At 36.4% G+C, this 20,921-nt stretch carries 19 protein-coding genes and 1 other RNA gene; 14 read left to right on the top strand and 6 right to left on the bottom strand.

Annotated features, from left to right (window positions below; translation table 11 throughout):
- Positions 1 to 40 precede the first annotated feature (40 nt).
- Both CC204_RS04325 and recU read right to left on the bottom strand, forming a co-directional pair.
- On the bottom strand, positions 41 to 2,371 hold the full coding sequence (locus tag CC204_RS04325; protein ID WP_088268983.1) for a PBP1A family penicillin-binding protein: 2,331 nt from the start codon (positions 2,369 to 2,371) through the stop codon (positions 41 to 43).
- Positions 2,361 to 3,002 carry a Holliday junction resolvase RecU gene (recU, locus tag CC204_RS04320; RefSeq protein ID WP_088268982.1) on the bottom strand — a complete coding sequence of 214 codons (642 nt, stop codon included), beginning with the start codon at positions 3,000 to 3,002 and terminating at the stop codon, positions 2,361 to 2,363. The genes CC204_RS04325 and recU overlap by 11 nt, the downstream gene beginning before the upstream one ends.
- Before the next feature lie 61 nt (positions 3,003 to 3,063).
- Between recU and CC204_RS04315 the strand changes: the two genes are divergently transcribed.
- The 7 genes from CC204_RS04315 (at position 3,064) to nth (ending at position 8,787) form a co-directional block, all read left to right on the top strand.
- Positions 3,064 to 3,606 (top strand): SLOG family protein, encoded by a 543-nt coding sequence (locus CC204_RS04315; protein ID WP_088268981.1) that lies wholly within the window; start codon positions 3,064 to 3,066, stop codon positions 3,604 to 3,606.
- Positions 3,607 to 3,699: 93 nt separating this feature from the next.
- Complete coding sequence (gene gpsB, locus CC204_RS04310) at positions 3,700 to 4,131, top strand: cell division regulator GpsB (protein ID WP_088268980.1); 432 nt, start codon at positions 3,700 to 3,702, stop codon at positions 4,129 to 4,131.
- A gap of 25 nt (positions 4,132 to 4,156) precedes the next feature.
- An RNA gene (gene rnpB / locus CC204_RS04305) (RNase P RNA component class B) lies at positions 4,157 to 4,559 on the top strand.
- Positions 4,560 to 4,704: 145 nt separating this feature from the next.
- The gene (locus tag CC204_RS04300; protein ID WP_088268979.1) at positions 4,705 to 5,868 is read left to right on the top strand and encodes a THUMP domain-containing class I SAM-dependent RNA methyltransferase; all 1,164 of its coding nucleotides are present in this window, start codon (positions 4,705 to 4,707) and stop codon (positions 5,866 to 5,868) included.
- 12 nt (positions 5,869 to 5,880) lie between these two features.
- Positions 5,881 to 7,380, top strand: coding sequence for a carboxypeptidase M32 (locus tag CC204_RS04295; RefSeq protein WP_088271657.1), 1,500 nt, complete (start codon positions 5,881 to 5,883; stop codon positions 7,378 to 7,380).
- A gap of 31 nt (positions 7,381 to 7,411) precedes the next feature.
- Entirely contained in the window at positions 7,412 to 8,128 is a 717-nt protein-coding gene (locus tag CC204_RS04290) for a DnaD domain protein (protein ID WP_088268978.1), read from the top strand.
- An 11-nt stretch (positions 8,129 to 8,139) separates the two neighbouring features.
- Complete coding sequence (nth, locus tag CC204_RS04285) at positions 8,140 to 8,787, top strand: endonuclease III (protein WP_088268977.1); 648 nt, start codon at positions 8,140 to 8,142, stop codon at positions 8,785 to 8,787.
- A 114-nt stretch (positions 8,788 to 8,901) separates the two neighbouring features.
- Here the strand turns inward: nth and CC204_RS04280 are convergent, their stop codons facing one another.
- Both CC204_RS04280 and CC204_RS04275 read right to left on the bottom strand, forming a co-directional pair.
- The gene (locus CC204_RS04280; protein ID WP_088268976.1) at positions 8,902 to 10,704 is read right to left on the bottom strand and encodes a glycerophosphoryl diester phosphodiesterase membrane domain-containing protein; all 1,803 of its coding nucleotides are present in this window, start codon (positions 10,702 to 10,704) and stop codon (positions 8,902 to 8,904) included.
- A 90-nt stretch (positions 10,705 to 10,794) separates the two neighbouring features.
- Positions 10,795 to 11,394, bottom strand: a complete 600-nt coding sequence (locus CC204_RS04275; protein ID WP_162288323.1) for a TVP38/TMEM64 family protein — start codon at positions 11,392 to 11,394, stop codon at positions 10,795 to 10,797.
- Between the two features lie 286 nt (positions 11,395 to 11,680).
- On the opposite strand from CC204_RS04275, the gene CC204_RS04270 reads away from it, so the two are divergent.
- The 7 genes from CC204_RS04270 to CC204_RS04240 all read left to right on the top strand — a co-directional run bounded on the left by CC204_RS04270 (position 11,681) and on the right by CC204_RS04240 (position 19,104).
- Entirely contained in the window at positions 11,681 to 13,048 is a 1,368-nt protein-coding gene (locus tag CC204_RS04270; RefSeq protein WP_088268975.1) for an Nramp family divalent metal transporter, read from the top strand.
- Between the two features lie 94 nt (positions 13,049 to 13,142).
- The gene (gene rimM, locus CC204_RS04265; RefSeq protein ID WP_088268974.1) at positions 13,143 to 13,667 is read left to right on the top strand and encodes a ribosome maturation factor RimM; all 525 of its coding nucleotides are present in this window, start codon (positions 13,143 to 13,145) and stop codon (positions 13,665 to 13,667) included.
- Positions 13,657 to 14,394: a tRNA (guanosine(37)-N1)-methyltransferase TrmD gene (trmD, locus tag CC204_RS04260; RefSeq protein WP_188634480.1), complete on the top strand. Its 738-nt coding sequence runs from the start codon at positions 13,657 to 13,659 to the stop codon at positions 14,392 to 14,394. Before rimM ends, trmD begins: the two co-directional genes overlap by 11 nt.
- A 20-nt stretch (positions 14,395 to 14,414) precedes the next feature.
- Positions 14,415 to 15,062 (top strand): chloramphenicol acetyltransferase, encoded by a 648-nt coding sequence (locus CC204_RS04255; protein WP_088268972.1) that lies wholly within the window; start codon positions 14,415 to 14,417, stop codon positions 15,060 to 15,062.
- Between the two features lie 138 nt (positions 15,063 to 15,200).
- The gene (rplS, locus tag CC204_RS04250) at positions 15,201 to 15,548 is read left to right on the top strand and encodes a 50S ribosomal protein L19 (protein ID WP_010772344.1); all 348 of its coding nucleotides are present in this window, start codon (positions 15,201 to 15,203) and stop codon (positions 15,546 to 15,548) included.
- A gap of 1,009 nt (positions 15,549 to 16,557) precedes the next feature.
- A complete protein-coding gene (locus CC204_RS04245) occupies positions 16,558 to 18,453 on the top strand; it encodes a hypothetical protein (protein ID WP_088268971.1) in 1,896 nt (631 codons plus the stop codon).
- Positions 18,454 to 18,699: 246 nt separating this feature from the next.
- On the top strand, positions 18,700 to 19,104 hold the full coding sequence (locus tag CC204_RS04240) for a DUF7006 family protein (protein ID WP_088268970.1): 405 nt from the start codon (positions 18,700 to 18,702) through the stop codon (positions 19,102 to 19,104).
- 210 nt (positions 19,105 to 19,314) lie between these two features.
- Here CC204_RS04240 and CC204_RS04235 read toward each other — a convergent pair whose 3' ends face one another.
- Together CC204_RS04235 and CC204_RS04230 are read right to left on the bottom strand one after the other, a co-directional pair.
- Complete coding sequence (locus tag CC204_RS04235; protein ID WP_088268969.1) at positions 19,315 to 20,439, bottom strand: M56 family metallopeptidase; 1,125 nt, start codon at positions 20,437 to 20,439, stop codon at positions 19,315 to 19,317.
- On the bottom strand, positions 20,436 to 20,810 hold the full coding sequence (locus CC204_RS04230) for a BlaI/MecI/CopY family transcriptional regulator (RefSeq protein WP_088268968.1): 375 nt from the start codon (positions 20,808 to 20,810) through the stop codon (positions 20,436 to 20,438). The genes CC204_RS04235 and CC204_RS04230 overlap by 4 nt, the downstream gene beginning before the upstream one ends.
- Between the last annotated feature and the right edge of the window lie 111 nt (positions 20,811 to 20,921).

Raw genomic sequence — 20,921 nt, 5'->3', positions numbered from 1 at the left:
GGGGTGACTATCAAGTCATCCCAGACATTTTTTTATTCAATCAACCTGACGAGGAACGGCCAGATCGAGCGGCATTATTTTGTTCAGGTGGTGTTGATGATTGCTCCGGCGGCACTTCAGTCGAAGTAATCGGTGGTTCTTCCGTCGATGGTGTAGACGGTTCAGGTGCTTGTGTAGATGAAACAGGCGCATCACTCGATTGTGAGACAGGTGTTTCTGACGATGCCGCAGTTGAACTGCTTGCGGTTGGCTCAGAACTTACAGGAGCTTCCCAAGATGTTGAAGAGGTGTAACCTGTGTTAGAAGGCAGCAATTGTTCCTCATAAGCACCTTTAACATAAAGCTCACTGCCAGAGCGAATCACACTATCAGGCATCGTCCAATCATCTGTTGCTACTCCTTCAGAAAGATAAGTCATCATTTCACGATAGACAGAAGAAGCAGTACCCCAATATTCATAAGGAATAGGGGTCAAACGGTTCCGGTAACCCGTCCAAACAGACACAGCATAATGAGGGGTATAACCTACGAATGTGCTGTCAGGTGCAATACTAGAAGACTCTGAAGCACCCATCTTAACAAGGTCATCATCTGTGTAGTTGGCCGTCCCAGTTTTACCCGCTTGAACAAGGCCTGGAACAGCTGCGTTAAAGGCCGTTCCGCCGTTGATAACATCTTTCAGCATATCCGTCATCATGTAGGCTGTAGAGTCTTTCATCGCACGGTGGCTTTCTGTTTGAGTAACCTCTTCAGAGCCGTCTTGATAGACGATCTTATTTACATAGTAAGGCTTATTATAGACACCCATATTTCCAAATGCTGCGTAAGCTGCAGCTAATTTTAAAGAGGAGACGCCATATTTATTTCCACCAAGTTCGCTTGTGTTACTAGAAATTGCATTGGCAGCAACGATATCTTTAAATTCAATACCTAAACCTTTTAGAAATTCAGCAGACTTATCACTGCCGACCGCATCAAAGGTTTGGATCGCAGTCGTATTACGAGAATACATGATCGCTTTACGCATCGTCAAGGCACCGTAATATTGCATGTCTGCATTTGTAACAGGAATATTGGTTCCTTCATAAGTTGTGGGTTTATCCATCAAGATTCGACCCGTAGAGTAATTCAGATTTTCAATTGCGGGACCATAATCGGCAATTGGTTTCATCGTTGATCCCACGTCTCGATCGGTTTCATTAGCAAAATTAGTTCCCAATTGAACGTCATCTGGGATATTACGTCCACCGATCTGCGCTTTGACTTGCCCTGTTTTTACATCAATAACAGTAGACGTTACTTGGAAGTCGGCATCTGGATAGTCAACATACTGATCCGTATTGATGATATCGTAGAGATGTTTTTGTGCATTCATGTCAAGGTTTGTATAGATATCTAACCCATCTGTGTAAATATTTTTGCCCATCGCTTCTACTTCGTCAATGACTTCTTTAATATAGTTATCTACGATTTTACGATTATCGTTTGACTGTTTCAGTGGTTGCAATCCGTCATCAATTGGTGTGGCTTTGGCTTCATCGTATTCTTTTTGCGTAATTTTTTCATTTTCTTTCATGGTGTACAAAACAACATCACGTCGTTCTTTCGCAATATCAGGTTTTACATAAGGATCATAGTCGTTTGGTGCTTGCGGCATTCCTGCTAATAAGGCTGTTTGAGGAAGCGACAGCTCAGATAAGGTTTTGCCATAATAAGTTTGTGCTGCAGTCTCCATACCGTATAGACCATTAGCCATATAGACCTTATTGATATAATACGTCAAAATTTCCTCTTTTGATTTTTCTTTTTCCAACTGGATCGCCAGCCAAGCTTCCTGAGCTTTTCTCTTTAAGTTTTGATCTTTTTCAGAGGTTGAAAAGTAAGATAGCTTGATCAACTGTTGTGTCAACGTACTACCACCTTGAAGACCACCCGTTTTAAAGTTTGAGAAAGCTGATCCTAAAATCCGAATGGGATCTACACCACTGTGTTTATAGAAGCGCTTATCCTCAACCGATACCACAGCGTCCTTAAGCAATTGGGGTACATCTGTCGGCTTGATCATTTCCCGTTTTTCCGCACCCAGTTCTTCAAACACTTCATTATTGATATCGTAAAGTTTTGAAGAGACAGTGGCACTTAATTTTTCGTCATCCAATTTAGGGGCATCTTTTGCGTAAGACCAAAATAGGCCAAGACCAGCAAGTAAGCCGAGAATCCCTAGTATGACTAATCCTAAGAAAATTTTTAACAGAATTCTTTTTTTCTTAGGCTTTTTTCCGCCAGCAGAAGGCGGAATGCTTCCCGCACTGTTCGGGGCAGGTGAATGCCCATGTCTTGCAGCGCGTGATCCTATTTCATCAGTTGTCATTCATTGCAACTCCTTTATTCGATTGTATGTATTGTTCCACTGCGTCCAAATAAGGAACTCTTGGCGCGATTCCAATTTGGATTTCAATTCCCTCTTTTTCGATCATTGCTAGAGATAGAGATTTTTTTCCAGTGATTTCTTGTTCCGACCAATAATTCACTAGTGCCTCTCCACTAAAAAAGAAACATCTATTCAAAGATGAAAACCACAAGAGAACAAAGCAAATTCCTTTTTGAGCCAAACATTGCCTGATATGGTCGATCTGGTGTTGGTGAAAGTTTTTAAAAGGAAAGGAGGTCTTATTTTTTGTTTCCTTCGCTTCAAAATCCAGATAGTATCCATTATATACACCATTATAGTCCGTCGTGGAGGCCTGTCTAAAGTAAGCTTCTTTGATGACTGCAGCGCTTCGACTAGGATAATCCACTTTGACGATTTGGACAGGTGTCGGTTTTTTATGAATGACTGCAATAGTGCGAGCAAGGTAGTATGCATTACTTTTATTGATTTCTTCTTCAAAGTCCATACCGCGTTTGCCAAACTGAATCGATTTTTGTTTTTTTACTTGTTTTTTTGATTTCGGTGCTTCATGATTATTATAGGGAGTACCATTAGGATAATGAAAAGCCATTTCTATCACACTCCTAGCAAATATTATAACAAAAAATCATTATGAAAGAAAAGGAATGTCTATGGAAAACGTAAAAACACTTTATGTGACTGGATATAAAAGCTTTGAAATCGGGGTTTTTCAAGACAATGACCCGAAAATTGTAGTTATTAAAAATGTCTTAAAAAGAGAAATTATGGGGTTTTTGGATGCTGGTTTAGAGTGGGTTTTAGTTTCAGGCAACCTTGGAACAGAAATTTGGGCAGCAGAAGTTGTGGCTGAATTGAAAAATGATTACCCAGAATTGAAGCTGGGAGTTATTTATCCATTTAAAGAATTTGGCAGTAATTGGAATGAAAAAAATCAAGCGAATTTGGAAAAAATCGAACGTCTTGCAGATTTTGTTGATTCGGTCAGCCACCAACCCTATCAATCACCCGCGCAGTTAAAAATGCATACACGTTTTTTACTTGAGCATACAGGTGCCAGTTTATTGATCTATGACCGGGAATATCCTGGGAAAACAGAGTATTTCTTAAAAGATGCGACTCTTTTTTCTGAGCAGTATCCTTATGAAATTCGCCTAATTACGATGGACGATTTACAAAACTCGATGGATTGGTGAGAATCTGTTTGATTTTCTGACGATTTTCCGATACAATAATGCTGTTGAACTATGAACTTTTATCCTAATCAAAGAAAATAATGAGGTGTAAGTATGGCAAATTTAGTATACAGTCCAAAAGATATTTTACAAAAAGAATTTAAAACGAAGATGCGTGGGTACGATCCAGTTGAAGTAGATGAATTTTTAGATAATGTAATCAAAGACTATGAAGCTTATAATAAGGAAATCTTAACTTTACAAGAAGAGAACAACCGCTTATTAGCTAAATTAGATCAAGCATCTAAAGTCCAACAAGCAATGCCTTCACGTAGTACACCAGAAATGCCTAAGAGTGCTGCTGTTACAAACTTTGATATTTTAAAACGTTTATCTAACTTAGAACGCGAAGTTTTTGGAAAAAAATTAGATGACACACCAGCTTCAAATCCAATTTCTGGTATGGGACAAACTCCTTCATATGAAAGTAATTTCCAGAATTCTTATGAGCGTGATGTCGATCATTCAGAAACACGTCAATTTTAATTGACCTTGATTTTATACATGTGTGATTTTCGGGTGATCGCGGTCTGATTTTTCAGGCTGAGGAAAGTCCATGCTCGCACAGGCTGAGATGTCTGTAGTGTTCGTGCTTAGCGAAATCATAAGCTAAGGTACTTGAAATCGTAAACGCTGCTTAGGTAGGGTTTACGTATTAGAGTAACGGCAGGAAAAATGACTAAGGTTTCGGCTATGTCAAAGTACCCTTGAAAGTGCCACAGTGACGAAGCAATTTTGGAAACGGAATTGGTGGAACGCGGTAAACCCCTCGAGCGAGCAACCCAAACAATGGTAGGGGCGCTCTTCTAAAGGAAATGAACGAGTAGAAGAGGCAGAATGATTTCTGCAGATAGATGATGACCATCGGTTGTTTTTCCCTGAGAAGCAATCGATACAGAACATGGCTTACAGAAAATTACATGTAATCAGGATGACCTTCCAACTTTGTTGTGAAGGCTTTTTTTAAAGATGGAAGCAAAAATAATAGAAATTCTGACAAATGAGGAGAACAAAACGTAGGCTATTTCTGCTTTTGTTCTACCGTCAAGAGGAGATATAATGACAAAAGAAAAAACATTCAAGCTTGTAGCAACAGCTGCAAGTGGGTTAGAAGCACTAGTAGGAAAAGAATTGCGTGATTTAGGCATTCCTTGTGAGGTAGAGAATGGGAAAGCACTTTTTGAAGGAACGATGGAAACGATCGCGACAGCCAATTTATGGCTGCGTACAGCGGACCGAATCAAAATTATCGTAGGTGAGTTTGATGCATTTACGTTTGACGAATTATTTGAAAACGTTAAGGCTTTGCCGTGGGAAGATTATTTGCCGATGGATGCAGAGTTTCCTGTTGCGGGAAAATCAATCAAGTCTAAGCTATACAGTACACCGGACTGTCAAGCGATCACTAAAAAAGCGATCGTTAATCGCTTAAGAGAAGTCTATCATCGTCCAGCTTCAGTTCCTTTAGCTGAATCAGGTGCTTTTTTCCAATTAGAAGTAGCGCTGTTGAAAGATCATGTAACCGTAACACTTGATACGACAGGTCCAAGCTTATTTAAGCGTGGTTACCGTCTTGAAAAAGGAGGCGCACCTCTAAAAGAAAATATGGCAGCTGCGCTAGTGACTTTAACGAACTGGCGCAAAGATCGCCCTTTTTATGATCCGGTTTGTGGTTCGGGTACGATCTGTATCGAGGCAGCGTTGATCGGTCATAATATTGCTCCAGGATTTAATCGCGAATTTGTTTGCGAAACGTGGAATTGGTTTGATCCGGCTGTATTCGAAAAGGTTCGTACAGAAGCAGATGAAAAAGCAGATTATGATATCGAGTTGGATATCACAGGTTCAGATATCAATGGGAAAATGATCGATATTGCAAGAGCAAACGCTGAAGAAATCGGTTTGGGTGATTCTATCACGTTTAAACAAGTTGCTTTAAAAGATTTCTCAACTGACAAAGAATATGGTGTTATTGTTGCTAATCCTCCATATGGAGAACGTTTAGGAGAAGAAGAATCTGTTCGTAAATTGTATAAAGAAATGGGCGAAGTCTTCCGTCCGTTAAAAACTTGGAGCAAGTATATTCTGACTAGTGACCTAGCTTTTGAACAGTATTACGGTGCTAAAGCAACAAAAAAACGTAAATTATACAATGGCGCATTGCGTACAGATTTATTCCAGTATTGGGGAGAAAGACCGCCAAGAAAACCAAGAGAAGAGTAGGTGGATGAAAAAATGAAGGAACAAGAATTTCTACAAGAAGTAAAAGAAATCGAGTTATTGAACTCTGCATTAGGTTTATTAGAATGGGACAGCCAAACAGGGATGCCGGAAGCAGGCAGTGAATTTCGCGGTGAAACAGTAGGCTATTTATCCGGTATGTCATTTGAACGCAGTGTAGGTCCGAAAATCCAAGAAGCGTTAAGCTACTTTGACGAGCATCCAGATGAATTATCCGAAGTTGGGCTGGCTGTCTATAAACAAGTCAAAGAGGACTATGAATTAAATCATAGTATTCCGCCTGAACGTATGCAGGCGTATAACACAGCACTGACCAATGCGCATGCGGCATGGCTCAAAGCTAGAAAAATGAAAGATTTTGGGCAAATGAAAGCTGAAATCCAAACGATCATTGCTTTTCTAAAAGAGTTTATCCCTTATTGGAAAAAAGAGGAAGCAACAAATTACGATGTTTTATTGAACCAATATGAACCTGAATTAACTGTTGCAAAACTAGATAAAATCTTTGCTCAAGTCAAAACTGGGATCATGGAAATCAGAGCAACGATCGCTGAAAAAGGAACTGCACCTAGAACAGACTTTTTATCGAGAAAAGTGACAAAAGAACAGCAGCGAAAATTTGTCATAGGAGTAGCAGAACAATTAGGCTATGATTTTTCTCGTGGTCGTTTAGACGATACGGTTCATCCTTTTATGTTGGATTTGAATCGCAATGATGCAAGAATCACTACGCGCTGGGATGAAACAAATTTTTCAATGGCAACTTTCGGGGTTATCCATGAAGCAGGACATGGTATTTACGAACAAAGTATCGATCCAAAATATGATTACACACCGCTCTCTACCGGTGCGTCAATGGGGATCCATGAATCGCAGTCATTATTTAATGAAATCATTATTGGCAGTAATAGGCAGTTTTGGGAAAAGCAATTTCCATTTTTCAAAGAATGTACAGAAGGAACATTTGACGACATTACGTTCGCTGATTTTTATGATTCTTTGAAAGAGACCAAAGCCAGCTTGATTCGAATCGAAGCAGATAGTCTGACTTACCCGCTTCATATCATCATTCGTTATGAAATCGAAAAAATGATTTTTAATGAGGATATCTCAGTGGATGAATTACCAAAAATCTGGAATGACAAATATGAAGAATATTTAGGGATTCGTCCGGAAAATGATCTTGAAGGAATCGTTCAGGATGTGCATTGGTCTGGTGGTAGTTTTGGCTATTTCCCATCCTATGCACTTGGTTATATGTATGCAGCGCAATTGCGTCATGCAATGGAAAATGATGTTGAGATCAATGAAGTTCTAGCAAGTGATGACTACTCACCGATCAAAAACTGGTTGACTGAACATATTCATCAATATGGGGCTTCAAGAAAGCCCAATCAGTTGATCAAAGATGCAACAGGAGAAGAATTGAATCCGCAATATCTGATCGATTACATGAAATCTGTTTATTATGATGTTTACAAAATCAATGAGTAACTAATTAAGGAAAAGAAAGTAGGGAGCAGTTATGTTGTCAATCAATCAATACCTGCAAGCCGGTGAAACGACTGTCTCCAATCTAGTAATAGAAAATTATCAAAAAATCGGCTTAACAGATGAGGAATTCCTTTTTTGGCTGCAACTATTCCGTTCACAAGCTAAAGGAGATCTTTTTCCAGATTTAGCTGAAATCAGTCAGATCATGAATAAGCCAATGGAAGTCATTTATAAGTTGTTGAACCAACTTATTTCAAGAGGATTTCTAATAATCCAAACAAAACAAAACGAGCAAGGGCAAATGATAGATACCTATGATCTACTGCCAATTTTTGAGAAAATTTCTTTATTACAGGAAAAACAGATAGAACAAGAGCAGGAGCATTCATCAGAAGAATCAATCAAACAATTATATCAAGGATTCGAGAAAGAATTTGGCAGACGACTGTCTCCGATCGAATTAGAAATGATCGGCCAGTGGTTAGAAACTGATCATTATCAACCTGAATTGATCAGGTTAGCTTTAAGAGAAGCTGTCTTGAATCAAGCGTACAGTTTAAAATATATTGATCGTATTTTGCTTGCTTGGGAACGTAAAAATATTACAACAAAAGAGCAAGTGGCAGAAGATCAAAAACGCCGAAAACAGGCGTTGATTCAAAAAGAAATTGAGCAGCAAGGTGCTGCAAATGAGCCGATTCCCAAAGTTACTCTTCATAATTGGCTCAATCCGGAAGATAACGAGTAGGAGGTAGATATATGCTTTCCAAAGAGAAAACAATGGAAGCGATCGAAATTATGTATGACATGTTTCCAGAAGCGGAATGTGAGCTGACACATCAAAATCCATTTCAGTTGTTGATTGCAGTCATTTTGAGTGCTCAGGTAACAGATGTTTCAGTAAATAAAGCAACACCCGCATTATTTGCTGCTTATCCAACACCAGAGGCGTTAGCAAATGCCCCAATCGAAGGAATCATTGAAAAGATCAAAACAATTGGATTGTATCGCAACAAAGCGAAAAATATCAAAGCTTGTGCGGCACAATTATTGGAAAAGTTTGACGGGAAAGTACCAGAGACCCGAGAAGAATTGATCACTTTGCCTGGTGTCGGTCGAAAAACTGCGAACGTTGTTATGGGAGATGCTTTTGGTGAGCCAGCTATTGCTGTGGACACCCATGTTGAAAGAGTGTCAAAACGCTTACGAATTTGTAAATTAGATGCCAGTGTACGAGAAGTAGAAGACACATTGATGCGCAAGATCCCTAAAGAGCTATGGGTGAAGACACATCATACGATGATTTTTTTCGGACGCTATCATTGCTTGGCGCGAAATCCTAAATGTGAGATTTGCCCGCTATTATATATGTGTCAAGATGGTAAAAGCCGAATGGGCAAGAAATAGTAAAAAATGCGATGCAAAAGTAGAGCTTACTTTTGCATCGCATTTTTATTTTGAATAATTAGTAAGAACCAAGCTGAAATCCTTATTGATTTATAAAAAGGATTCTTCTGACACTTATCCAATACCTATAACGAAATGAAGTAATTTATCTGAATAGGTCAATTCATCGACATCTGTTCGAATCGTTTCATTCAGCAATTTGAGCTTATCCGTAATGATACCGTCAACGCCATAAAACATCATCCGTGTCATGGTATCTTCATCATTTGCAGTCCAGGCATAGACTTTTTTTCCATCGCTGTGTGCAGCATTGACAAAATTTCTGTTCAATGTGGTATATTCCATAGTGAAAAAATCAACATTAGCTACCGGTGGACCAACGATATTGAAAGGTAGGATATAACCAACATAAAAATCGGGCTCTTTTTCTTTGAGCTCTGTTGCCGTATTGAAGGTCAATGTTTGAATAATGTGTTCTTCTTTTAAGACGATATTTCGATATTTTTCAATAAAGCGATCGACTAAATCTGGACTATCTTGTTTGGTCGTTTTGATTTCTATAAGAAGTTTTTGATTCAACTGCTTTGCTTTAGCTAAATAATCATCAAAGGAACAAACAGGTGCCTGCATCCCATTTTCTGTCACTGTTAATTTTTCTAATTCTGCCAGAGTCAGTTCATTTGGCCGTTTATTGACGCCTGTCAAATTTTTTAAATTGAAATCGTGAAAAACAACAAACTGTTTATCTTTAGTTTCTTGAACATCCATTTCTACATAGCTTGGATGTTCTAAACTAGTTTTTTCAAGAGCCGTTAATGAATTTTGAACACCATTCCCGTCATCCACACCTCGATGAGAGAGAGTCAAAGGTTCCTTGATAGAAGGGGTACTTAGATAGTTCGTATTGTATGTTCCGACACCAATCCCAAAAATAGTTGCGATAAATACAAAAGAGCCAATTTTTAGAGCGGTCCATTCTTTATGAGCAGGCTTTTTCTGAGAAAAAAACCACTGAGGTATCTCCGGTAGGAAACCTTCATCATCCATATAATCGATCGTGATATAAAAGATCCCAACGGTCGAAAAAATAATATTCAACAGTAAAACAAATTGCAATAAGGTCATGGCGACAACAGCACTAACTAAAGCATATTCTGGAAATGCTGATTCGATGATTGCTTGAGCACTGAGGATCACCGTGTAACTTAAAACGAAAAAGACTAAAATACTACCGCCAATGACAATAAATTGACCAAGGATTCGGAAGAAATGATTTTTGGTCGAATGCCAACTTTCTTTCACTGCCTGACGAAACGGTACATCTCTTAAAATCATTTCAGGAAGCGCAAAGATCAAACGAATCGAAAGATAAAAAAAGAGCAAGTAGCCCAAAAGAACGAGCGCTATGATCGTTACACGATTCGCAAAAATGAAATCCATGATAAACGCCGGTATTTTGATTTTTGCCAACAAATCTGAATTGAATCCTAAACCGCTAAGCGGTAAAACCAAGAAAAAATAAAATAAAAAGAATAAGATCGTACTGAAACGAATTTTTTTTAATTGAAGAAAAGTACCTTTTAATAAATTTGAGAGAGAAATCGGTTGTTTTTTCTTAATAAAAAAGATGCTCAAAAGTAAAAAGGTAAATTCAAAAAAAACTGCGATCACAATCAAAACCAAGATCAACAATAAAGCGATCAACACGCCAGGGTGTTTCGCGAAAATAATCGGAATCGTATCATAAGATAAATAATTGATTTGACCTTGTCTTAAAATAAATCGCGTAGAGCTTGCCAAAAAAGGCAGTAAAATAAACAGCATGAATCCATGCATGAGTAAAACATCTCGGAAATAAGCTGATGTTCCCGAAAAAAAATCAATCATATTTTTGAAACTGTTTTTTAAATAGGTCACATTTCATCCATCCTTACAACACTAAAATAAAAGAAGATAGAACACAAGCTGCATTCTATCTTGATCGTTTCTATTATACAGTTTTAGAGCTTAAAAGCCCAATAAACCGTTCAAAAAAGTACCGCCGTAAATCAATGCTAAGCTATATAAGAAGATAGAAACTGGTTTAGCTAAAATAATGATCAAAGTAAATTTTCTTAAAGACATTTTTGTCAAACCAGCCATTAAACACAACGCATCATCGGGAGCGATCGGTAAGAAGATCGCTAAGGCGAATAATCGCTCAAAACGTTTTTCATTATCCAGCCAACCAATATACTTATTATACGTTTTATCACTAACTAGACTTAAAATAAATGGCTTGCCATATTGTCTACCAAGAAGAAAAATAATGACAGATCCAATCGCGATTCCTACATAGTTATATATAAAGCCTGCAAATGGACCGAAGATCAAGACACCAGCAGCACAACTGATCCCACCTGGAATGATCGGAATCACCACTTGAATGATCTGGATCAACATGAAAACGATCGGTCCTAAGATGACTGAGTCACCGACTAAACCTCTCAATGCGTCAACATCTTTAAAAACACCTAACCGCATGAAATAAATCGTCACAGCAATTGTCGCGATAATTCCAACGATCGAAATGCAATTTATAATTTTCCGTGAAAGTGCGATGCTCAATTCTATCATCTCCTTAAAAGTAACTATCTACAGTATAAAATTCTTATTAGTAATTTACCATTGTTAATTCTAATTTTTTACGAACAAAGTTGTAAGAACCAACTTACTAAATATATTATACAAATAAAAGGTTAGAAAAAACATCCTACTTAAGTCTTAATTAAAAAAAAGAATGATTCTGTTTACATCTATGCATGAGAGGATTATAATAAACTTAAGAATTATGGTGTACCTAAAAATATAATAAAAGGAACCTTATGATTGATAAATGGAAGAAGGATATAAGATGAAAAAAGAACACACAGAAGCAGAAAAAATATTGAATTATGCAAATGGTCCTAGCCTAGAAGAGATCAATAATACAGTGGAGGTACCAAAAGATGCGAGCTTTTGGCGGACACTGTTAGCTTATAGCGGGCCTGGGGCTCTCGTTGCAGTCGGGTATATGGATCCGGGAAATTGGATCACATCGATCGCGGGTGGTGCTGAATACAAATATGCCTTGTTGAGTGTCATTTTGTTATCTAGTTTGATTGCCATGCTTCTTCAAAGTATGGCGGCAAAATTAGGAATTGTAACGGGCCGTGACTTAGCTCAAGCAACACGAGAACACACGAGTAAAAAGACTGGTTTCATTCTATGGATCATTACAGAGCTTGCGATCATGGCAACAGATATTGCAGAGGTCATCGGTGGAGCTGTAGCATTGCAATTATTATTTGGATTTCCATTACTGATCGGTGTTTTGATCACAACGTTTGATGTATTATTATTACTATTATTGACGAAATTAGGCTTTAGAAAAATTGAAGCGATCGTTGCCTGTTTGATTGCGGTCATCTTCTTTGTCTTTGCGTATGAAGTTGCTTTAGCCGATCCGATGATCGGTGAGGTTTTACGTGGATTTATTCCAGATCCTAAAATCGCAAGTGATAAATCCATGCTGTTTCTAGCACTGGGAATCGTTGGTGCAACAGTGATGCCGCATAATCTATATTTGCATTCTTCGATCGCCCAAGCGAGAAAATTCGATCGTAATGATGATGCGGAAAAGGCTAAAGCAATTCGTTTTACCATTTGGGATTCAAATATCCAGTTAACGGTCGCTTTCGTTGTAAATTGTTTATTGTTGATTTTAGGTGGGGCATTGTTCTATGGGACAAATAGCGATTTAGGAAAATTCGTTGATCTATTTGACGCATTAAAAAATCCTGATATCGTAGGAAATATTGCCAGTCCAGTATTGAGTATTCTATTTGCGATTGCTTTACTTGCTTCTGGACAAAATTCGACCATCACAGGTACACTTTCCGGACAAATCGTGATGGAAGGTTTCATTCATCTAAAAATGCCCCTATGGATGCGTCGAGTCGTGACCCGATTACTTGCAATCGTTCCTGTTATCATTTGTGTGATTCTTTATGGCGGCAGAGAGTCAGCGGTTGAAGATTTACTATTATATACACAAGTCTTTTTAAGTATCGCTTTACCTGTATCGATCATTCCATTGACTCTATATACTAGTGATAAAAAAATCATGGGAAAATTTGCTAACCCAGTCTGGGTCAAAGTGCTCGCTTGGATCATTGCGATTGTCTTAACGGCCTTGAATCTATTTTTGATCTACGGAACATTGACTGGCATCAATGCATGATAAAGAAAAAAGAATCGAATGATAGATGTGGATAGAATTCAGTCACTGGAAATGGTAAAATGAGAAGGACAAAAATTTGAAATGAGGGCTTCACGTGACTGAATATTTAAATGTAGGAAAAATCGTTAATACCCAAGGGCTAAAAGGAGAAGTACGAGTGATTTCTCAAACGGATTTTCCAGAGCTTCGCTATAAAAAAGGGACGACGTTAACACTATTTCAAGAGAAGAAAGAACCTATTGCGCTGACAATCAAAACGCACCGTAAACATAAAAATTTTGATATCGTGACCTTCGAAGGACATTTATCGATCAATGATGTAGAGAAGTATCGTGACGGTATTTTGAAAGTATCAAAAGAACAATTAACAGATTTGCCCCAAGATGAATTTTATTATCATGAAATCATTGGACTGACTGTGATCGATGAGAATGGGAAAGAACTTGGCAAAATCAAAGAGATTTTATCACCTGGAGCGAATGATGTGTGGGTAGTGCAGCGTCCTAAGAAAAAGGATGCATTGATTCCTTATATTGAATCTGTTGTTAAATCGGTCGATTTAGATCAAGGGATTGTTCATGTGGAGATCCCAGAAGGATTGATCGATGATGAAGATTGATGTATTGACACTGTTCCCAAGAATGTTTGAAGGGCCGATGGGTGAGTCGATCATCGGTAAAGCAGTGGAGAAGAACTTACTTGAGATCAACGTCTCTAATTTTCGAGATTATTCAGATAATAAACATCAATCTGTAGATGACTATCCTTATGGCGGCGGAGCGGGAATGCTGTTAAAAGTTCAGCCTATCTATGATAACTTACAGAGCATTGAAGAACTGTCACCAGAAACGAAAAAACGTGTGATTCTTTTAGATCCTGCTGGAAAGCCGTTCGATCAAAAAATGGCAGAAGAGTTTTCTAAAGAAGAGCATCTTGTCTTTATTTGCGGTCATTATGAAGGTTATGACGAGCGGATTCGATCCTTAGTGACAGATGAAGTTTCTTTAGGTGATTATGTGTTGACAGGGGGCGAGTTAGGGGCGATGGTGATGATCGATGCAACGGTTCGCCTATTGCCAGATGTTTTAGGAAATAAATTATCAGCCCAAACGGACTCTCATTCAACCGGACTATTAGAACATCCCCAATATACTCGTCCTGCTGAATTCAATGGGATGCAAGTGCCGGAAGTATTGACAAATGGTAATCATAAATTGATCGACGAGTGGCAGCAAAAAGAGTCCTTAAGACGAACGCTGACACGCAGACCCGACATGTTGGAGAAAGTCGACTTAACACCTCAACAGGAAAAATGGTTGCAAGAACTTCGTAATGAAATAGAGTAGCTTTACAGGAGGTTACAGAAATGGGCGTAACAGCAACAGTCATCGATCAAAAAACATGGCAACGGAAAGAGCATTTTGACTTTTTTTCAAGAGCTGCAGATTCACCTTTGTATGATGTGACGACACAATTGGACGTGACTCATTTTTATGAGTATGTGAAACAAAACGAGCTATCTTTTTACTACAGCATGATTTATGCAACAACGACTATAATGAACCAAATTGAAAATTTTCGTTATAAAATACGAGGCGAAGAAGTTTTTTTGATCGATCGTTTAATTCCAAGTTTTACAGATTTAAAACCTGACAGTGAATTATTTCATATTGTGACTCTTGATCTAGAAGAAGAGCTGCACGCCTTTGTCAATAAAGCAAAAAAAGTCAGTGAAGAACAGCAGAATTACTTTCCTGATTCAAAGTATCAGTCAGACGAGATGATCCAGTTTTCTTGCTTGCCGTGGTTTTCTTTCACAAATCTAGGCAATGAATTGAGCTTAGATCGGGATGATTCGATCCCTAAAGTGACATGGGGGAAATTTGAAAAGAGAGATGATCGCTTACTTTTGCCATACTCCGTTCAAGTCAATCATCGTTTAGTCGATGGTCTACATTTAGGCAAACTAATCAATCAACTGCAAGACTTTTTAAATGAGCTTCCCGTAGATTAAGTAAGATTATCAAGAAAAATCCCTTTACAGCAGCATAGATATTGTGTTAAACTATCTCAGTGAGTGTAAAGCGCTCAACTATTACGATATTCCGCTGTGGCAGTGCCATAAGAATGTTTGGAATGAGGAGAAAAAAGAATGAATCCATTAATTCAAGAATTAACACAAGAACAATTACGTACGGATATCCCTGCGTTTCGTCCTGGGGACACTGTTCGCGTTCACGCGAAAGTTGTCGAAGGTACACGCGAACGTATCCAGTTATTTGAAGGAGTTGTTATCGGCCGTCGCGGTACAGGTATCAGCGAAACTTATACAGTACGTAAAATCTCTAACGGTGTTGGTGTGGAACGTACATTCCCATTACACACACCACGTGTTGCTCAAATCGAAGTAGTTCGTTATGGTAAAGTTCGTCGTGCGAAACTTTATTACCTACGTGCATTACACGGAAAAGCAGCTCGTATCAAAGAAATTAGAAGATAATTATCTTTTAGATTTTCTAACTAAGTACAAAGTACGAAAGTCCTTGATATCAAGGGCTTTTTCTTTTTGTTTTGTTTAAAAGAGATAAATGGATTCTTTTTTGTAATTAGCGCTGTAAACTCTCCGTTTTGGAACTAGTCTTGTGTAATCATCTGATATATAGCTTTTTACAACGTAAAAATTATCACTTGATTCACAAATATTTTTGAATCTGAAGAGTATAGACCAGTTATTCCATCAATAGTGTTAAAATCGTCAGAGAAAGTATAAATTATTTTTATTTTGGTTGATCTGTGAAACGTTTGAACCACTGAGTATCAAGAGGCTAACTTCTCGCAATTCTTTACCGAACAGGACGATTTGAATTTTAGAACCTATAAGTAAATTTGCAACAGGAAGTGAATCAATATAAATTTTGGAACTAGATTTCATTTATAAAGGATTAACTAATTTAAAAGTAGTACTTCCAATATCGATACCAATTAAGCTCTTGTTTGTAAATAAATTAAGAGTTTTTTTAATGAGCGTTTTCTTTCTCTATATTTGAATGTATGTTCAATTATATCTTGTTTTAAAATATTCTTCTCCAAGACTTTTCATAAGTAGTTTTTTATTTTTAGTAAGCAGGGTTCTTAATAAGCGTTTCAAAAATTACAGAACTTTTTGTTATTTCACAAACATTAATGCTGATTTTCTGAATAATTTTGTGATATTAAATCTCTTCTTTCTTCCATCAGTAATATTTATTTCATCTCAAACTATTCCTAATTAGATTCTTACTTGGTATAATGTATAATATGCAATTTATAAGCGAAGTATGTGAATGAAACTTTTACTAAGAAAAAGTTTCATTTTGCTATGAGATGAAGTTTCTTTTGTTTTAAAAGGATCTAATCTATTGTGGTAAATATTCAAAAATAGTATTTTAGACAAAGTAATAAGGAAGCTTCTAGATTTAAAAACAAAAATATTAAAATTATAATTTGCAGTACAATTTTAAGGAGGACTTATGAAAAAAGTTCGATTTCAATATTCGTTAAATACAAGTAAAGTGTTAAGTTTCAATACTTGCCACGATGAAGTAAGTGAAGGAGGATTTAGTATAACTCCACTATGCATGGATAATGGGGAGTTGAAATCTGATATATTTTTGATGAATGATACTAATCCAAAAAAAATTGGACAATTAAAAATTAGTCAACAAGTTTTTGCAATTGACAGCACTATTCAGAAAACATTAGATGTCTTTTTAGAAATTTCAGATGATGCTCTTGACTTCAATAATTTATTAAGCCAAGAGAGCGTTCAGTTTGAACAGTTTAAGTTTAAATTGATGAAATCGTTGATGAAACTGGGAAATATGAAATTTTTTTCCAGAATTTCAATTTATGAAGATTTTCAAGCAAAACTTATTTCTGAACAACTTTTTTCACTACTTTATGATTTAGAAAATAAATTTAGAGAAGTAATCGATAGAGTTCTTACTATTGAGCTAGGACCTAACTGGACAGAAAGTCTTGATGGTCCCTATTCACTGAAGAAAAAAAAAGGAGCTTTAGCTAAAGATATTGTAGAATATAATTTTATGGATGAACGATTATATAATTTATTGACAGATCAACTAATTCAAATTATTGAACCTCAAAAATATGCTATTTCACCTGAAACTTCAAATGTAGTTTTTGTTCAAGAAAAATTGTTGGATATAATGCAGCTACTCCTTGACAAAAATTCTACAAATGAGGAAAGAGTACAGCATTTGATTGAGTCAGGTCTTTTTACAAAAACTGATACTATGTCCCATTTAGATCAATTTTTTAAGGAGTTAGGAAATGAAGGAGGGAATAGGATATTTCAAAATAATTGGGCAATAGCAACTAAGTATAGGAATCATATAGCACACACTAAATTACTCGATTTAAGTTTTTATTCAAAAGTTGTTGGCTTATTCAATAAATTATTAAAAGATTTCGAACTATTTCTTGAGATAAAAACCTTCTCTAAATATATTGAAAATTCAAAACTTTTTGTAGATCCTATCATACAAGACGAACTTTTACATGAAAAATCAAAAGTTGATGATTTGAACTATTTAACAGATGAAGACGTAATTTTTAGAGATGGAGTAGTTGAGCTAAGTGAATATGAAAATGAACTGATCTTAAAGGAAATAATTGAAAATGAAACTGGTGTAATTGTTAGAGAGGAATCAGAAATACAAGGACTGTTCGAAGAGATTATCAATATAAAAATTGATGAGTTATTTTCAGCTTTACACGATAATGGTGCTGAAATTATTGTCAATAACTCAGTACAATTTGATAAAATGGGCCAAATCTTATTGGAAGCAAAACATGCTTATATTTTGAGTAAAAAAATTGTGGTTCATTTAAATGATGCAAGTATTGATGATACAAAAGGGTCAAATAGTTATGTTGAACTTACATTTGATTTTGGAGACGAAAATAAAAAAATAGTTGTTAAATACAAAAATGGAGATTACTCATTTGATGCTCATCAAGGTATATATATTCCTGAAAGTGAGGATATGCTAGATGCAAGTGATCTTGAGGAGTATGTTGATGAATTGATTGATGAACCAGATCAGGTAATACCAAATCTTATGAATATGATAAATAACGATATTGAAAATTATATTAGAGCAAGGGATGGCGGAGAGCCACTATTAATAGAGGAAGAATGTCCGTATTGTTGGGCATATGAGAGTGTGACTACTGAGGAGAAATATTTCGACCTAGCTGAAATAAAGTGGGAAGGAAATACTGCAATTTGTCTTGAGTGTGGAGAAAAGTGTACTGTGGGAGAAAATGCTCAAGGATATATAAAAGTTGTTGAATATGGTGAAGATCCATTTGAGTATGACTTAATTATAAAAGACGATTAAATCAATATTTTAACTTTTTTAGAAGTAACTAAAATGGAAGAATCTTGACTAAAAATGAGAAGAAGGAAAGGACTATGAACAGTTAAACGTTTAAGTTAATTCCTTCTTTTTCTTTTATGTATAAAAGAAACTACGTCAATTAAATAGAGAGTCAGAATATAAAAGAATTGGAGACTATCTTTTATTAATTTACACTAAATGTTTAACCGAAGCAGTCTCATATAAAGATAATCGAGGAGAGCGTTTATGAACAATAATAAAGGTATTTTAGAAGAGCTGGATTTATTTGTACAGAAACATCATATTGAAAAGTATTTAATTTTAGAGAAGTATTATTTAAATTTAAGAGGTGAGTTGAAAAAACTGTTGAAACCTGATTTAAAAAAGAATGCGATTCAATCTGCGTTATATTGTTTTCATTTAGAATCAAAGCTTCAATTATTCATCTTTTACTTAAAGCAGCTAGAACATGGTTCTTTAGGTATGAGTGAAGAGGATATTGTAAATAGGATGGAAATGGACTGTGATAATTATTCTATTGAAATGATCTGTACTGAACTAATCGGAGAGATATCAATTCTAATGAAGCGAACGAATCAAGAGAGAACAAACCAAAAGTCGAAAGTAAGATTTAGGCATTTAGGGGAGTGATCCTTTTGTGTTGAGAGGCATTAAAAATGAAGTTTATGCAGATATTCAAATCATAGGTGAACAGACAGAGACATAAATCCTTTCCGTCTCAGTCTCAATTTATCAGATAAACCAGAGAGAAAATGATTTCTGAATAGAAACAAACGATTATTGAAGAGAATTTAGCAATATACCAAAAGAAGGCCTATTCAATTGGCCTTCTTTTTTATTCTATGAAAAAGGACGTCCTAAAGGTTTACTTTTAGACGAGTCCACATCTACAGAAGATTCGTTAGTTGATGATGATTCAATTGGTTTATCTGTAGTTATCGTTTTTTTGGGGACCGTATAAGCGCCTAAAACGATTGCACTAAAGACAAGAATCATAGCAGAAAACACAGAGGTCAGTCGTTTGAAATGTGGATTCTTTTGAGTAGCTAACAGCACGTCTAGACGCTTTTTGATTTCATATGTATTCTCATATAAGGTCACCGAAGCTACTTTTTCATTGTATTTGTTCGGCATCTTAGCCATTTCGATCAACGTTGTACCATAGTAAAATTGCTGTTCTTTTGTATAGTGACCTGTAGTCCCTTCATCGCAGGCATATTCGCATTCTTGATTCAAAGTCTTTGCTATGAAATACATAGCCGGATTAAACCAATGAATACAGATGATCAATTGCATGAACCACTTATAAAATAAGTCCTTATTCTTAGAATGGGTAAGTTCGTGTGCAAGAATATGATAGAGCTGTACCTCAGTCAATTGTACACGCGGTAATATGATATAACTTTTTTTGATCCCTAATAAAAGTGGGGATGAAATGAGTGCGGAGGTATAAAGCTCTACAGGTCTATAAATTCCTTTTTCCTCACATAGGGTACTAAGTGTGTCAAGCATCAAGGGATCATCGACAGGGTGCCAGTCTGCTTTGATATATTTTACAAAACTTTGGTATTTCGTGATTTTTTGAATGAGGAAACCAAAGCCAATCACTAGCCAAATATATAGAATATAGGGGGCAATATTTTTACCTTTGCTGCCCATAACGACGTTGTCACCGATAACAACATTATCGCCAACAATAACAGCTGGATTTTTACGATCCTTTGGTCCAAAAAAAGTCGTATAAATAGTGGAAGATTCAATGATTGAAAAGGATTTTCCAATCAAACTTTGTTCTGGAGAAATAGGAAGAATCAAGCGCAGCAATACGATCAATAAAAGATAATAGTACATGCGATGCGAAATTTTTCTTGACAGAATTCGTCTAAAAAGTGTCCAAATACCAAATAAAATAGTACCAGAAAGACTGAGGGAAACGAGTAACATCAATAATTTTAGACTAGTCATTCTTTATTCTTTTCCCAATATTCTTTTAAATCTTCAATTTCCTGATCGGATATCAATTCATTTTCTACCAGTGTCGCAATCAACCCTTTTACTTCTCCCTCATAAACTTTTCCAACAAACTCTTTTGTTTCTTGCTCCAAGTATCCTTTTTCGCTTAGCAATGCGATATATTCATTTCGTCTTCCTTTTTTTTGAACAGCTAAAACATTTTTTTCTGTCAAACGAGCTAAGAAAGTCAGAATCGTATTGTTTTTCCACTTAAATTCTTTTTTGTGCAACTCTTCAACGATATCGGAAAACATCATTTGTCCATCGTGAGCCCAGATAATTCGTAGAATCTCTAATTCTGAGTCAGATATTTTTGGTGCCATACAAGCGCTCCTTTTTATTTAGTCTATCTTACTTTATTTTTGAATAAGACGAATAACTCAATTATACCACGACTATTGACAAATTAGAAAAGTGCATGATATTATAACTAC

The sequence above is a fragment of the Enterococcus wangshanyuanii genome, assembly GCF_002197645.1.
GTDB classification, from domain to species: Bacteria; Bacillota; Bacilli; order Lactobacillales; family Enterococcaceae; genus Enterococcus_L; species Enterococcus_L wangshanyuanii.
The sequence above is the reverse complement of the archived record's forward strand: the minus strand, read 5'-3'. Positions and strand labels throughout refer to the sequence as shown.

What these genes read in the sequence shown, in the direction of transcription:
- CC204_RS04255 (WP_088268972.1), top strand. Translation starts at nt 14,415, where the DNA reads ATGGGCGTAACAGCAACAGTCATCGATCAAAAAACATGGCAACGGAAA.
- CC204_RS04270 (WP_088268975.1), top strand. Translation starts at nt 11,681, where the DNA reads ATGAAAAAAGAACACACAGAAGCAGAAAAAATATTGAATTATGCAAAT.
- CC204_RS04315 (WP_088268981.1), top strand. Translation starts at nt 3,064, where the DNA reads ATGGAAAACGTAAAAACACTTTATGTGACTGGATATAAAAGCTTTGAA.
- CC204_RS04240 (WP_088268970.1), top strand. Translation starts at nt 18,700, where the DNA reads ATGAACAATAATAAAGGTATTTTAGAAGAGCTGGATTTATTTGTACAG.
- trmD (WP_188634480.1), top strand. Translation starts at nt 13,657, where the DNA reads ATGAAGATTGATGTATTGACACTGTTCCCAAGAATGTTTGAAGGGCCG.
- CC204_RS04245 (WP_088268971.1), top strand. Translation starts at nt 16,558, where the DNA reads ATGAAAAAAGTTCGATTTCAATATTCGTTAAATACAAGTAAAGTGTTA.
- gpsB (WP_088268980.1), top strand. Translation starts at nt 3,700, where the DNA reads ATGGCAAATTTAGTATACAGTCCAAAAGATATTTTACAAAAAGAATTT.
- CC204_RS04230 (WP_088268968.1), bottom strand. Translation starts at nt 20,810, where the DNA reads ATGGCACCAAAAATATCTGACTCAGAATTAGAGATTCTACGAATTATC.
- CC204_RS04290 (WP_088268978.1), top strand. Translation starts at nt 7,412, where the DNA reads ATGTTGTCAATCAATCAATACCTGCAAGCCGGTGAAACGACTGTCTCC.
- CC204_RS04325 (WP_088268983.1), bottom strand. Translation starts at nt 2,371, where the DNA reads ATGACAACTGATGAAATAGGATCACGCGCTGCAAGACATGGGCATTCA.
- recU (WP_088268982.1), bottom strand. Translation starts at nt 3,002, where the DNA reads ATGGCTTTTCATTATCCTAATGGTACTCCCTATAATAATCATGAAGCA.
- nth (WP_088268977.1), top strand. Translation starts at nt 8,140, where the DNA reads ATGCTTTCCAAAGAGAAAACAATGGAAGCGATCGAAATTATGTATGAC.
- CC204_RS04295 (WP_088271657.1), top strand. Translation starts at nt 5,881, where the DNA reads ATGAAGGAACAAGAATTTCTACAAGAAGTAAAAGAAATCGAGTTATTG.
- CC204_RS04235 (WP_088268969.1), bottom strand. Translation starts at nt 20,439, where the DNA reads ATGACTAGTCTAAAATTATTGATGTTACTCGTTTCCCTCAGTCTTTCT.
- CC204_RS04300 (WP_088268979.1), top strand. Translation starts at nt 4,705, where the DNA reads ATGACAAAAGAAAAAACATTCAAGCTTGTAGCAACAGCTGCAAGTGGG.
- rplS (WP_010772344.1), top strand. Translation starts at nt 15,201, where the DNA reads ATGAATCCATTAATTCAAGAATTAACACAAGAACAATTACGTACGGAT.